The sequence below is a fragment of the Sorangium sp. So ce128 genome, from assembly GCF_051525245.1.
Classification (GTDB): domain Bacteria; phylum Myxococcota_A; class Polyangia; order Polyangiales; family Polyangiaceae; genus Sorangium; species Sorangium cellulosum_B.
On record NZ_CP150313.1, the window covers coordinates 1,118,702 to 1,132,432 of the forward strand.

Annotated in this window: 10 protein-coding genes; 6 read left to right on the forward strand and 4 right to left on the reverse strand. The window is 70.8% G+C overall.

What is annotated here, in order from left to right:
• Positions 1-55: 55 nt before the first annotated feature.
• Positions 56-2,290: a hypothetical protein gene (locus WME82_RS04380; RefSeq protein WP_438041796.1), complete on the reverse strand. Its 2,235-nt coding sequence runs from the start codon at positions 2,288-2,290 to the stop codon at positions 56-58.
• 111 nt (positions 2,291-2,401) lie between these two features.
• Between WME82_RS04380 and trmB the strand changes: the two genes are divergently transcribed.
• The 5 genes from trmB to WME82_RS04405 all read left to right on the forward strand — a co-directional run bounded on the left by trmB (position 2,402) and on the right by WME82_RS04405 (position 7,578).
• Positions 2,402-3,082 (forward strand): tRNA (guanine(46)-N(7))-methyltransferase TrmB, encoded by a 681-nt coding sequence (trmB, locus tag WME82_RS04385; protein WP_438041797.1) that lies wholly within the window; start codon positions 2,402-2,404, stop codon positions 3,080-3,082.
• A 57-nt stretch (positions 3,083-3,139) separates the two neighbouring features.
• Positions 3,140-3,376 (forward strand): hypothetical protein, encoded by a 237-nt coding sequence (locus tag WME82_RS04390; protein WP_437744282.1) that lies wholly within the window; start codon positions 3,140-3,142, stop codon positions 3,374-3,376.
• Between the two features lie 558 nt (positions 3,377-3,934).
• Positions 3,935-4,651 (forward strand): MXAN_6577-like cysteine-rich protein, encoded by a 717-nt coding sequence (locus WME82_RS04395; protein ID WP_438041798.1) that lies wholly within the window; start codon positions 3,935-3,937, stop codon positions 4,649-4,651.
• 519 nt (positions 4,652-5,170) lie between these two features.
• Positions 5,171-6,757, forward strand: coding sequence for an IS21 family transposase (gene istA, locus WME82_RS04400; protein WP_438038801.1), 1,587 nt, complete (start codon positions 5,171-5,173; stop codon positions 6,755-6,757).
• Positions 6,757-7,578 (forward strand): ATP-binding protein, encoded by an 822-nt coding sequence (locus WME82_RS04405; RefSeq protein ID WP_438038802.1) that lies wholly within the window; start codon positions 6,757-6,759, stop codon positions 7,576-7,578. Before istA ends, WME82_RS04405 begins: the two co-directional genes overlap by 1 nt.
• Before the next feature lie 889 nt (positions 7,579-8,467).
• On the opposite strand, the gene WME82_RS04410 is transcribed toward WME82_RS04405, so the two are convergent.
• Positions 8,468-8,659 carry a hypothetical protein gene (locus WME82_RS04410; protein ID WP_438041799.1) on the reverse strand — a complete coding sequence of 64 codons (192 nt, stop codon included), beginning with the start codon at positions 8,657-8,659 and terminating at the stop codon, positions 8,468-8,470.
• A 118-nt stretch (positions 8,660-8,777) separates the two neighbouring features.
• Positions 8,778-10,259, reverse strand: a complete 1,482-nt coding sequence (locus tag WME82_RS04415; RefSeq protein ID WP_438041800.1) for an aryl-sulfate sulfotransferase — start codon at positions 10,257-10,259, stop codon at positions 8,778-8,780.
• Positions 10,260-10,615: 356 nt separating this feature from the next.
• Between WME82_RS04415 and WME82_RS04420 the strand changes: the two genes are divergently transcribed.
• Positions 10,616-12,238 (forward strand): GMC oxidoreductase, encoded by a 1,623-nt coding sequence (locus WME82_RS04420; RefSeq protein ID WP_438041801.1) that lies wholly within the window; start codon positions 10,616-10,618, stop codon positions 12,236-12,238.
• An 18-nt stretch (positions 12,239-12,256) separates the two neighbouring features.
• Here WME82_RS04420 and WME82_RS04425 read toward each other — a convergent pair whose 3' ends face one another.
• Complete coding sequence (locus WME82_RS04425; protein ID WP_438041802.1) at positions 12,257-13,729, reverse strand: DUF1552 domain-containing protein; 1,473 nt, start codon at positions 13,727-13,729, stop codon at positions 12,257-12,259.
• Positions 13,730-13,731 lie beyond the last annotated feature (2 nt).

A 13,731-nucleotide genomic window follows, 5' to 3' on the forward strand; every position in this document is an offset into this window, starting at 1 on the left:
TCGATGTGAGAAGGTGTGGTGTTCCCCGGTGGGCGGGCCGCGCGGGGGGCCGGCGTCAGCGCCCGGTGATCCAGTAATGGAAGGCGTGGAATCCAGCGCCGCGGCGCAGGGTGATCGCGATCGGCGCCGGCGTCGAGAGCCGTGCGGCGGGGAGGGGCAGCGCTCGCTCCACCCACGGTCCGCGCGGCACGTCGATGGTGCCGATCGCCTGGCCCGCCACGGAGACGGCGAGCTCGGCGCCGTCGTCCGAGGCCACCCGGAGCACGAGGTGCGCCTCGGCGGGGAGCGCCGCGAGGTGGGCGACGAAGCGATCGGCTGTCCGGTGGTAGCGGCCGCCGTCCGCGAGCTCCGTGCGCGTGAGGTCGAGCTCCCCTGGCGCGCTGCTCTCGGGCGCGGCGAGCGCGATCGCCATGTTGCGCTGGTCCGCGAGCGGATCGAGCGCATAGGCGTGCGCCGCCTCGGACTCGAGGTCCGAGACGTCGAGCTCGTCGAGGATCCGCTCGCCGGGCACGGACCGCACCGGCAGCGCCCCTGAGCCGAGGAGGTCCCAGCGCGCCTCGTAGGCGATCATCGTGGTGCCGCCGAGGATGGCCTGGTCCTCGACGGTGGCGTCGACCAGCGCGCGCCCCAGCACCGGCGCGCACGCCATCCAGTGCGGGTAGACGATGAAGTGGGTCGGCCGGCGCTCCGGGGGCAGCTTCTCGTAGTGCTCGAACCTGGAGCCGGCGCCGGCCACCCAGTAGCGCGCCTCGCCCTCGGTGGTCAGGCCCACGACGTCGAAGGTCTTGCGGCCGCTGAAGTAGGCGAGCGCGCCCGTGTCGTTGACGCCGATCCTGGCGTCCTCCGGCAGGTGCTGCGCGGCCCAGCGGCCGAGCCAGACCTGCTGCCGATCGATGGCGCGGGCGGAGTTGGCGAGGTCGCCGATGGCCCACGGCAGCCGCGCGGCCAGGGCGCCGGCGAACGCGCCGGCGAGGAGGGGCGTCACGTAGTGGAGCGAGGGCCGGAGCCGCTGGGCGGCGTCGCCGAGCTCGCGCGCGAGGCAGGCGGCCATGACGATCCACGCCGGCGCGAAGGGCCAGACGTACCGCACGCGGTTCCAGAGGAAGCTGAGGTACGTGCAGGGCAGCAGCGCGCCGAGCGCGAGGGCGCCCACGATCGCGGCGTGCGCTGGGCGGCCCCTCCGGTGCGCTGCCACGGCGAGCGCGACGGCGCCGAGGGCGATGACGGCGGCGGAGCCCTCGGGGAGGAAGACGGCCGTCCACTGGCCGCCGTCGATCACGTCGGTCACGAGCAGCCGGACGTTGTCGAGGAGCGCGGCCCTGAGCGTCGGTCCGTCGTAGTTGGGGTTGTCGATCAGCCACTTGACGGACGTCGTCGATGAGGTCGGGTGGCCCGCGAGCAGCTGGTTCAAGGCCGGGACGACGAGCGGACCGAGGAGCGGCGCGAGGGCGAGCAGGCGCCCGGCGGAGCGCGCGGAGTGCCAGAGAGCGCCGCTGCGGGAGGGGGATGGAGCGGAGAGGGGCGGCGCCGGGAGGGGCGCTGGAGGCGCGGAGCGTGACGCCCACAGGGCGAGCGCGATCGCGGCGAGCAGGGAGGCGAGCGCGCCCTCCGGGCGGAGCAGGGGCGCGACGAAGCCGCAGAGCGCGAGGGAGCGGGCGATCGACGCGCTGGGCAGCTGCGTGGGCGCGCCGGGTGGCTGCGCGGGCGCGCCGGGCGCCTGCGCGGGGGCAGCGCTGTCCGTGGCGGGCTCTGGCGGTGCTGGCTCGCAGAGCGCCGCTGCCAGACGGGCGGACCGGGTGAGGATCCAGGCGAACGCGACCGTCTCCATCCCGCTCCAGGCGAACCACGCGAACGCGGCGAACCCGGCGCACATCGCGCCTGCGCCGGCGGCGGCCGCGGGGCCGGCGAGGGGGCGCGCGAGGCGCGCGGTCTCGACGGCGAGCGCGGCGTGGAACACGAGCCCGAGCGCCCAGACCGCATAGACGAGCGAGAGATCGCGCAGGCCGAGCGCGTGGAAGGGGGCGAGCAGCACGGGCCAGAGCAGGCTGGTGGCGCCGCTCGAGTAGCCGTCGCCGGCGACGAAGCTGAAGAAGCCGCCCTCGGCGAGCCGCCGGGCGTACTGCATGTGGATGAACGCGTCGTCGAGCGGCAGGGCCGGGCGCCCGGCCTGCGCAAGGATCGCCCTGATGCAGAGCGCGCCGAGCGCGCCGCTCGCGGCGAGGGCGGGCGCATAGGGGAGGGCGCGCGCGGCGAGGGCGCGCAGCCGGGAGGGGGCCGGAGGTGCCGCCATGGGGCCCGACGCATACCACCGCGCCGCCCGGGGACAGCGATTTCGCGCGCCGGGTGGCCGGCGGATTTCCCGCGCGGGGGCGGCCGGCATTTGGTAGAGCGCCGGGGCTCCATGGTCTTCCAGCCGCGCCCGAACCACCCCTACGCCGACGCGCCTCGCTTCCCTGACGGCGAAGACGTCTCCATCGACGCCTTGATCCCGGGCGCCGGCCCCGTCGAGATCGAGATCGGCCCCGGGCGCGGCGGCTTCCTGTTCGAGCGCGCGGCGGCGAGCCCCGAGGCGCGGCTGCTCGGGCTGGAGATCCGCCTGAAGTGGGCGGCGATCGTCGATGGGCGCCTGAGGAAGGGCGGCCTCGGCGGCCGCGTACGGGCGCTCAACGCCGACGCGCGCGAGGCGCTCGCGCGGCTCCGGCCCGACGCGTCGATCGCGCGTTTTTTCCTGCACTTTCCGGATCCATGGTGGAAGAAGCGCCACACGAAGCGCCTCGTGATGGGCCCGGCGCTGCTCGACAGCCTCGCGCGCCTGCTCGTGGACGGCGGGGAGCTCTTCGTGCAGACCGACGTCGAGGAGCGCGGCGCGCTCTACGCCGAGCAGATCGGCGCGCACCCCGCGTTCGAGCCGGCGGGCGACGCGCCAGGCTCGCCGCACCTCGCCGAGAACCCCTACGGCGCGAGGAGCCCCCGCGAGCACCACGCGATCGCCGACGGGCTGCCGGTGAGCCGGCTGCTCTACCGGAGGCGGCCGCGCGCGGCCGGCGGCGCGCCGCTGGATCCCGGCCAAGACGCCGGCTGAGCCCGCTGGACGCGCTCGACGGGGCGCGTGAGGCGGATGGCGGCTACGCTGTAGGTCATGCGTGTGATCCTTGCGTGGATAACAGTCGCCGCGGCGATCCTCGCTCAGGCGTTCATCACCGTGCGCCTGTGGCGGAGCGAGCTGTACTCGCGCGACCAGAAGCTCCTGCAAAGCGCGCTGATATGGCTATTGCCGGTCGCGGGATCCTTCATTGTGTATTCGGGGCTGCGGCAGGAAGACGATGTCTCTCGGCCGACGCCGAACACCGAGATGGAGAGTGACGAGGAGGATTAGCGCCGTCCGCTGCCTAGCGGGCGATGCTCGGGCTCTGAAGAACTCCGCCCGCGCACGCACGGTGGCCGCCACGGTGCTGTCGAATCGGGAGAGGGAGCCAAGCCTGCGCTAGGCGCAGCGCCCATCGCCGCATGTGCGTCGCCGACCCTGGTCGTGGACCGATACCGTCGTGGCGTCGCAAGAGTGGGAGCTGAGCGCCTCCACGCCTTGCGAAGGACGGGGCCGGTCGGTCGGTGTTGAGGCTCATGTGTCCTGCAGCGATGCGGGCGCACCTGTGATGGGGGACGCGAGGCTTCGGGTGAAGGGCTCGTTCTGGGCTCTCTGTGGTGCCCCGAACAGAGGCAGTCGTTCTTTCGGAATCGAGATGAGAAAAAGCTGAGCCGCACGCGCCGTCCGCAGCGACAGCGGTCCATGGGAGTCGTCGAAGCTGTCCAGAGCAAGTCATGATGTTGGCACGACTCCACTTACCTCTTACATCTGGAGGACGACATGCATCGTGCGCGCGTGAACATGTGGATCCTGGGTTGGCTGGCGGGCGTGGGCGTCTGTTCGGTACCGATGGTCGGATGTAGCGGCGGCGAGAGCACCCAGGAGGAGACGAGCGCCACGTCAGGCTCCACCACCACGAGCACGGGTAGCGCTACTGGCGGGGACGGGGGGAGCGGTGGAGACGTGCAGGGGGGCACGGGCGGGCTCGGCGGCGCTGGAGGGCAAGGCGGGAGCAGTGATGGCGGCGCGGGGGGCACCGGCGGCGCGGGCGGGCTCGGGGGGGCCGGAGGGCAAGGCGGGAGCGGTGACGGCGGCGCGGGTGGCACCGGCGGCGCGGGCGGCACCGGCGACGCGGGGGGACAAGGCGGCCTCGACGGCTCGGGGGGACAGGGTGGGGCCAGCGAACCTCCGTGTCCCCCGACCCAGACGTTCTGTGACCCTTTGTGCGTGGATACACAGACAGACAGCATGAACTGTGGGGCTTGCGGCACCACCTGCAAAGCGGGCTCGACCTGCCAGGCCGGCGCCTGCACATGCCCGCTGGCGGGGCAGACCTACTGCGATCCGCTTTGCGTCAACACGAACCTCGATCAGTTCAACTGCGGGGCGTGCGGCAACACATGCGGCGGCGGCTCGTTCTGCACCGCTGGCGAGTGCACGTGCAATGCGGGGCTGGCGTACTGCGGTAACCGATGCGTGAATCTCAGCAACGATGAGAGCAACTGCGGAGCGTGCGGCACCGCCTGCACCGACGGACAGAACTGCGTCACGGGTATCTGTCGCTAGTTCCGCGTGTCAGAAATCCCACCAGGGATCTGTCTCGCGAACGAAGCGAGATTTGACGCAAAGACGCCAAGGGCGCAAAGGCGCAAGAATAACATGGTCTGCATTTTTGCGTCTTTGCGACTTTGCGACTTTGCGTCTTTGCGTTGAAATCTCCCGCCGGATCCCTGGCCGGACCTCTGGCGGACGGAACCAGGAGGTCGAGGACACGGAAGAGGGGGCCGTTCCGGCGTTCGTCGATCCATCGGAGGTGTGATGAGCCTCAACGAGCCGCGTACCGTAGGCTGCCAGTTTGCAGCCTCATGGGGCCACCTGACGGCGTTTTTTGCAGGGTCATGGGGCCACCCCAATTGCAGGAGGATGGGGCCACCCGCGCGGGGGCGTGACCCAGTTTTTTGCAGGGTCATGGGGCCAGCTTCCGAGGTTTTTTGCAGCCTCATGGGGCCAGCTCGGGACGCCGCGGTCGGGATCTGAAATGGGCTCCTTGCGACGACGGCGCGGGTCGCCGTCGGAAGGAGGCCGATGCCCTACCGAGAGCTGATCATGGTTGACATCAAGGAGATGCTCCGCCGTCGTGCGGCGGGTCAGAGCGCGCGTCACGTGGCGCGCGAGACGGGGTTCGACCGCAAGACGGTCGGCAGGTACTTCGATGCCGCAGCGACGCTGCCCCTGCCGCGCGGCCGCGAGCCGACGGACGAGGAGATCCACGCCATCGCCCAGCGTGTACAGGCGCGCCCGGTGCCCGACGCCAGTGAGGAGTGGCAGCAGATCGGCGCGCATCGCGCGAGCATTGAGGCCTGGCTCACCCAAACTCGGCCGCTGAAGCTGCGGAAGATCCACACGCTGCTCAAGCGCGACCACGGCGTCAGCGCGAGCTACTACACGCTCCGACGCTTCGCCAAGGAGGAGCTGGCGTGGCGTAAAAAGACGCCGACGGTTCGCGTCGCGGACACCGAGCCCGGCGAGGTCGCGCAGGTCGACTTCGGCCTGATGGGCAGGCTGTTCGACCCGACGACGCAGCGGGTTCGCAACCTGTGGGTGCTGGTGGTGACGCTCGCGTACAGCCGCTACCAGTTCGTGTGGCCGTCGTTCGAGCAGACCACAGCGGCGGTGTGCGCGGGCCTGGATGCAGCGTGGAAGTTCTTTGACGCGATGGCACGAGTGATCCTCCCGGACAACATGAAGGCCATCGTGCTGCGCGCCGACGAGCTCGCCCCGGTGCTCGTGCCCGCCTTCCTCGACTACGCGCAGACGCGCGGGCTGTTCGTCGATGCCGCGCGCGTCAGGTCGCCCAAAGACAAGGCGCGGGTAGAGAACCAAGTCGCCTACGTGCGGGAGAGCTGGTTCGACGGCGAGTCGTTCACGAGCCTCGACGAGGCGCGCACGTCCGCCGAGCGATGGTGTCGCGACGTCGCCGGCGCGCGCGTCCACGGCACGACACGCGAGGTGCCGCGCGAGGTGTTCGAAGCGCGCGAGAAGAGCGCGATGAAGCCGGCGCCGGCAGAGCCGTTCGACGTGCCGCACTGGACTGACGCGAAGGTGCACCCCGATCATCACGTGCAGGTGCTCCGGTCGCTCTACAGCGTGCCTACGCGCTACGTCGGCAGCACGGTGCGCGTTCGCGCCGACAGCGTGTCGGTGAGGATCTACGCCGGCACGGAGCTCGTGAAGGTGCACGCGCGCGTCGCGCCGGGCAAACGCGCAACCGACCCGAGCGACTACCCCGCGGGCAAGGACGTCGCGGCGGTGCGTGACGTGGCCTCGCTCGTCGCGAGCGCGAAGAAGTGCGGTGCGCACGTCGGCATCTACGCCGAGCGGCTGCTCGACGTGCCGCTCCCCTGGACGCGCATGCGGCTCGTCTACGCGCTGCTGCGGCTGTGCAACAAGTTCGGAAGCGGGCGTGTCGAGGCGATTTGCCAGAGCGCGCTCGCGTTCGATGTCGTCGACGTCCAGCGCGTTGCGCGCATGCTCGAGACGGCGAAGACGCCCGCATCACCGTCGACCGATGAGCGCAAGGTCGTTGCGCTCCCCACGCCGCGGTTCGCGCGCAGCACCGAGCACTTCGCGACACGCACGCCGGCGGCTGCCGCGGCGAAGGAGGAGGCGTGATGAGCTCCAGTGACGTCGACCCTGCGCTCGTCACGGCGCTCAAGCGTTTGCGTCTCGGCCGCATCGCCGCGACGCTACGCGAGCGCCTCCTGCTCGCCGAGAAGCAGTCGATGGGACACGAGGAGATGTTGCTCATGCTGCTGACCGACGAGATCGCGCGCCGCGAGGCGAGCGCGACGGAGAGCCGCGTGCGCGACGCCGGGCTCAATCCCAGCATGCGTCTGGAGCTCTGGGACAAGACCGCGAAGGTCAGCTTCGACAAGCGTCTGCTCGGTGGGTTCACGAGCCTGCGCTTTCTCGAGGAGCACAAGCACATCGTCATTCTCGGCTCGGTCGGCGTGGGCAAGACCTTCCTTGCGAGCGCGCTCGGACACCTCGCGTGCCAGCACGGCTACAGCGTGCGCTTTCTGCGCGCCGACGCGATGCTGCGCAGGCTGCGCCAGAGCAGGCTCGACAACTCACGCGACGCCGAGATGGTCGCGCTCACGACCGTCGACCTGCTCATCCTGGACGACTTCGCGCTCGAGGCGATGAACAAGGAAGAGAGCCGCGACGTGTACCAGCTCTTCCTCGAACGTACGGGCAATGCATCGATGATCGTCACGAGCAACCGCGATACAGCCGAGTGGATCGCGATGTTCGACGACGTGCTACTCGCGCAGAGCGCCGTCGATCGGTTCAAGAACGCGGCGTTCGACTTCATCATCGAGGGCGAGTCGTACAGGCCACGGCTCAAGCCGAAGCTCGACGAGACCAACACGGCTCCGCCACTGCCCGCGCGCAGCAAGCCGCCAACCCACCCACGCAGCAAGCGGCGATGACCGCTGCGGCCCCGGCGACGAGGTCACGCCCGGGGCCGCGCCTCTGACCCCTCGCTCCACTCGGCGCGCCTGGCCCACCCTCGTCGACGTGACCGCGGGCGCCGCCGGGGGCGGGGTGGACCTTCCTGCTCGTGAGCGTCGCGGACCCTGCACGGGAGCCTACAGGGGGCCTCGGTGGCCCCATGACCCTGCAAAAAAGAGAGACGTCGCCGGTCGCTTCGCGCCCGGCTCCGGGGACCTCGACACGCTTCGCGGTCTCGGGCATCGTCGAGACCGATCACGTCGTCTCCCCCTGGCCCCATGACCCTGCAACGTGGTGGCCCCATGACCCTGCAACGTGGCACCGTAGGCTGCGCCGTCCACGACCTCCGGCAGACACGGAATGTCATCGTCGTGCTGCGCCCCCTCTTCTCCCGCGGACCGCCTCGCCGTCACAAAGGAAGAGCTCCTGACAAGAAACTTCCGCCGGGGTTGCCGCGGCGTTTTCGTTGAGCCGAACGAGAACGCTCGGGGTACGTACGGGTATGAGGCGGGAATCCTTATTTCTTGCGAGGGTTGCTGCTGTCGCTGCGGCAGCCCCGGCGGCGTGCTCGGGTTCGGGGGAATTTCCGAGAGGAGGCGCGGGCCGCCGAGGATCGGCTGGGGCATCCGAGGTCGTGCTCGCCTTTGGCCTTCACTTCCGGATAGCTTCAATCCTTCTCCTCCCCCATCCTGCGGGGGAGCGGGACCGCACGGCCCGCGATCAGACCCAGCGCTCCGCGTTCGATCGTCTCTTCGAGGTGGTCGCGCGCCAGCTGGCGGATGCGAGGATCGAGGCCTGGGACGACCGGTGGGGGGACGCCGCGCCTCCGGATGGCGTGCAGCCGCTGGAGGGCACGGAGCCGGGCGCTCACCCCTCCCGGCGCACCGGGGCCGAGTCGCGGCGCTTCGGCTCCGCGCCGGTGCCGCGGGCGACCGCGCGCTCGGCGGGAGCAGGCCGCCACGCACCCCACCACAGAAGGGCCGCCGACGCCTCCTCGCCTCCGGGCTCGGCCGCCACGCGCAGCGCCTCCCACGCCCCCGCGAGCGCCCCGCCGGTCACCAGCAGCGCGCGCTCGTCGTTCCGCGCAGCGACCGACGAGGCCAGCTCGCCGCGCCGTGAGGCGCACGGGAGCGCGCCGAGCTCGTGGGCGCCCGCGCGCAGGTCCGCCTGACGCCGATCATCTCTGCACCTCGCTCCCCTCCGTGGGCGCGACGCAAAAATCCGCCTCTGCGGCGTAGCCCTGGGCGCCGCGGAGCTCCACCACCCGGTCCCGGCCGAGGGGCGCAGCGCCCGGGACGCGGAACGTGGTGACGTCGAGCCTCGGCACCGGCGTCTGCCGCGGCGCCGGGAGCTGGGGTACCCAGGCGTACGGCGCCCGGTAGGCCCGGTACACCAGGTTGAGGCTGAGCGGCGGTTTGCGCCAGTAAGGGCTGATGTACTCCCAGACGATCTCGTGCCCCGCGGTGACCTCGAAGATGCGGCCGTCGGAGCCCTCGGTGATGAGCGTGTTGCCGTTGGGCAGCCGCTGAGCGCTGCTGATGAAGGGGCTGTAGAAGCGCGCCGCGTCGAGCGGCATCACGAAGCCCGCTTCCCTGGGCGTGTATCGCCAGCGGATCTCCAGCGTGGTGGGGTCGATCTCCAGCACCCGCGAGTGGTCGCGCAGGGCCGTCTTGAGGCCCCTCGGCGCGCCGGGGTTGGGGGCGCCGTAGCCGGCCCAGCCCCCGTTGTCGAAGACGAGGAGATTGCCCTCGCCCGGCAGCCCGCGCGGGATGAGGTGGGCGTGGTGCTGGCCGATGATCCAGCCGAGCCGGCGCTCCGCCTCGCTGCCGTCGTACCGCGGGCCGAGCTTCCACACGATTCGCCCCGTCTTCTTGTCGACGATCGCGATGATGTTCGCCTCGCGCGCGTCCCAGATCAGGTTGTCGGGGTGAAAGCGCTTGTCCCCGGCGTCGTACCACCGGTTCGGCCCGAGCAGGGACAGCGAGTTGATGTGCAGCCAGTCGCCGATCCCCCCGGCCGCGGCGCCCGCGCCGAGGACGCTGCCGCCTGGCGCGCGCAGGCTGGGATCGCGGCGCAGGGCGGCGCGCGCGGCCTCATCGAAGCCCAGCTCCTCGACGTGCTCGTGGGCGCGCCACTGCCACACGATGTTCCCCTTCCAGTCCACCTCGATGATCTTGTCATCGAGCAGCGGGTGCTCGGAGATGGCGAAATTCTGCACGTTCTCGTGCACGAGCAGGAACGTGCTCCCCCGGTCGACCAGCGGGTCCTGGCCGGGCGCGTAATAGCCGACCGGATTGCCCTGCCGCTGGAAGTCGTGGTGCTGGCGCGAAAGCCAGCGCGGCGCCTCGCCGGGATCGTGGATGTGCTCGAGGCGGTCGAAGCGCCACACCACGTTGCCTTCCCAGTCGACCTGGACGAGGTCGATCTGGTCCTGCGCCCCGTGCCGCGGGTCGCGCTCCCCGGTGCTGCCGAACACCTGTCCACCGGGCAAGAGCTTGTTGGGGAACCCGTGCAGTCCACTCCAGAGCTGCACCTCCCGGCCGTTCATGTCGATGAGCAGCGCGCCGAGCCCTGCAGCCTGGAAGATCGTATAGCCGTTCCAGCTCCGGTCCGGGTCATAGAGGGTGACCCCGGTGGGGTAAATGGTCGGATGGCCCATGGTTCGCGTCTCCTCGTCCGCGGTGGCGCTACGCACGGGGCGTACCAGCGGTGGAAGCCACGGGTGGAGGTGTTGCGCCGGGCGCCGTCGCGCGACGCTGCTGCGCAGCGAGCAGCCGACCAGCACCCGCGCTGACCTGGGCGCAGCGCGGACGTCGAGAGCGTCCTCCGGCCGCCGAGATCCCCGCGGAGGCGTGCGCCTCGCCAGGACGGCGCGCGTCGCTCGCGGCGGCGGCGCCGTCGGAGCGCGGGCGCGCGGTCAACGAGGCGCGAGGCGCGAGGCGCGACGCCGAGCCGCGTCCGCCGGTGGGCTCTGGAGACCGGCTGGGCCATACTCCGCCCCGAGAAGTGGGTGGCATGGATTTCGACGTCGACTTCGCCATCGTGGGTTCGGGCTTCGGCGGCAGCGTCTCCGCGCTGCGCCTCACCGAGAAGGGCTACAGCGTCACCGTGCTCGAGTGCGGCAAGCGCTGGCGCAAGGAGGATTTCCCGAAGACCAACTGGAATGTACGGAAGTTCCTCTGGGCGCCCAGGCTGCTCTGTCACGGCATCCAGCGGCTGACGCTGCTCAGGGACACGCTCATCCTCTCGGGCGCGGGCGTGGGCGGCGGCTCGCTGGTCTATGCCAACACCTTGCTGGTGCCCCCGCCCGAGGCCTTCACCAGCCCAGGCTGGCCGGCCGGCACCAGCTGGCGCGACGAGCTGATGCCCTTCTACGAGCTCGCGAAGCGCATGCTCGGCGTGACCGCGAACCCGAAGCTCTGGCCGGCCGATCGGCAGCTCCGGCAGATCGCCGACGAGATGGGCCGAGGGGACACGTTCCACGTCGCCAGCGTGGGCGTCCTCTTCGCGAGGGAGGGCGAGCAGGAAGGGCAGCGCGTGCCAGACCCGTTCTTCGCTGGCGAGGGGCCCGACCGCGCCACGTGCGTCCACTGCGGCGGATGCATGGTGGGCTGCCGCTTCGGCGCCAAGAACACGCTCGACCTCAACTACCTTTATCTGGCCGAGAAGAAGGGCTGTACCATCCAGCCCGAGACGATGGTCACCGCCATCGACGCGCTCCCGGGCGGCGGCTACGAGCTCACCCTGGAGCGCTCCACCGCGCTGCTCAGGAAGCGCCGCCGCACGCTCCGGGCGCGCGGTGTCGTGCTCAGCGCCGGCGTGCTCGGCACGATGAAGCTCCTGCTGAAGGCGAGGGCCGAGGGTCGGTTACCCCATCTCTCCCCGCAGCTCGGCCATTACGTGCGCACCAACAGCGAGGTCATCCTCGGGGTGACGGCCAGCGACGATCGGGTCGATTACTCCCGCGGCATCGCGATCACGAGCGGCATCTACCCCGACGCGCGCACGCACATCGAGCCGGTGCGTTACCCCGCCGGCTCGGACGTGATGGGCGCGCTGGGCACGGTGCTCACCGACGACGCGCCGGGCTTGCCGCGCTGGCTGCGCTGGCTGGGGCGGCGGCTGCTCCACCCCATCGACCTGATCTCGGGGCTCCTGCCGTTCAAATTCGCCAGGCGCTCCACGATCCTCCTCGTGATGCAGACGCTGGACAATTACATGCAGCTCGTCTGGAAACGCGGCGGCATGACCACCCGCAGGCCGCCCGACCAGCCGAAGCCGCCGGCGTACATCCCCGTCGCCAACGAGGTCGGCAAGCGGCTGGCCGTGCTGATGGACGGCACCCCGCGCAACGCCATCAACGAAGCGGTGCTCAACGTACCGACCACGGCGCATATCCTCGGCGGCTGCGCGATCGCCGAGAGCCCCGAGCGCGGGGTGATCGACGAGCGCAACCAGGTGTTCGGCCACGAGGGCCTCTATGTTGTCGACGGCTCGATGGTGCCGTCGAACCTGGGCGTGAACCCGTCGCTCACCATCACGGCCATGGCGGAGCGGGCGATGAGCAAGCTGCCCCCGAGGCGCGACAACCCCGCCTTCTCCGGGGCCGCGGTGCTTCCCAGCAGCGGGGCGCGCTGAAGGCGCCTCGCACGTCTCTCACGGCAGCTCCGCGAGCGGGCCCTTCCTGTACGCCGTGTCGTTCCCGAAGTGCTCGTCTTCGTAGCCGAAGGCGCGCAGGATCGATGTGTAGACGTTGTGCATCGAGACGTCGGTCTCGTAGTCGGACTGGGTGGGATCCCCGCTCGCGCGCTTGTTGTAGTTGACGTGGCGGCCGCCCGGCCACCTGCCGCCTGCCTTGCCGGCGAGCAGGACGGGGATATCGCGGGGCGAGTGCCCGCCGCCGCACCCGAACTCGCTCGTGAAGAGCACGACGCTGTTGTCGAGCATCGTGCCGTCGCCCTCGGGGGTGCTCTTCAGCCCGTCGAGCAGGCGTGCGAAGAGCTCCATACGCCAGTTGCGATTCGCGAGGATGGTCGCGCGCCAGTCCTCGAGCCTGTCGGGCTCCGCGCCGCTCGGGCCGACGTCGAGGGCGGCGTGGCCGAGGCTGTGGCCGAGGTCGGTGCTGTAGGGTTGGGGCAGCCAGCTCGTCAGGACGTCGGCCACCTGGAAGGTGGCCACCTGCGTGAGACCGCACCGGAACGCATGCAGGAGGACGTCGACCAGCAGGGGAGCGGCCTCCTCGATTCCCCCTCCCGTGTAGGATCCGTATCCCTGGTACACGGGCGCTCCGCTGACATCCGGCTTCGTGCAGGCGGCCAGGTTGGAGATGCCCTCGAGCTTCTTCTCCAGGCTCCGGATGTGCTCGGCGTGCGCGTCGAGCAGGTGCCTGTCGGCCGCGCTCACGCGCCCCTTCAGGGCAGCGAGGTGCTCGCTCACGCCGTCGAGGACGCTCTTCCGGTGGGCGCGGAGCCGGAGCTGTTCGGGCGTCGGACCCGCCCCGGTCTCCGTGACGTCCTGGAAGAGCCGGTCGAAGGCGCTCGTCGGGTCCTTCTCGCTGGACACCTGCTCGCCCGCAGCGTTGTACAGCGGCTCTCCGTAGTTGTGTCCGTCGACCATGAGATCGATCGACGAGAACGGCGCCGGGCTCTCGCCGGCGAGCCGCTGCGCGATCACCTGATCGATCGATGGGCCGAGCGCCCTGGCGTCGTCGCCTCCCGAGGTCGTATCGGCGCAGGTGAGCACGGTCGCGTTGGAGCAGCCGTGGTGCCCGCCGTAGTCTCCCTGGAGCATCCCGGCGGCGTCGTCGACGCCGCGGAGCAGGGTGAGGTCGCCCTTGTGGGCCTCGAGCGGAGCCATCTCTTCGCCGAGGACCTCGAGCGCCGACCCCTCGCCGCCGGGCGCCCAGAGGTCGAGCATGCTCCAGGCGCCCGGCTTCCAGGGATCCCCCTTCTCCCCGGAGGAGTGGCGAGACGTGATCGTGCCGCCGTGGCTGAAGAACACGATGAACCGCCTGGCCCTGCCGTTCGCGGCCCAGACGTCTCCATGGGTTGCCTCGAGCAGCGGCAGGGCGATGCACAGACCGGTCGCGGTGCGGAGGAAATTCCTTCGGCTGAAAGCGGCGCGGCTCATGG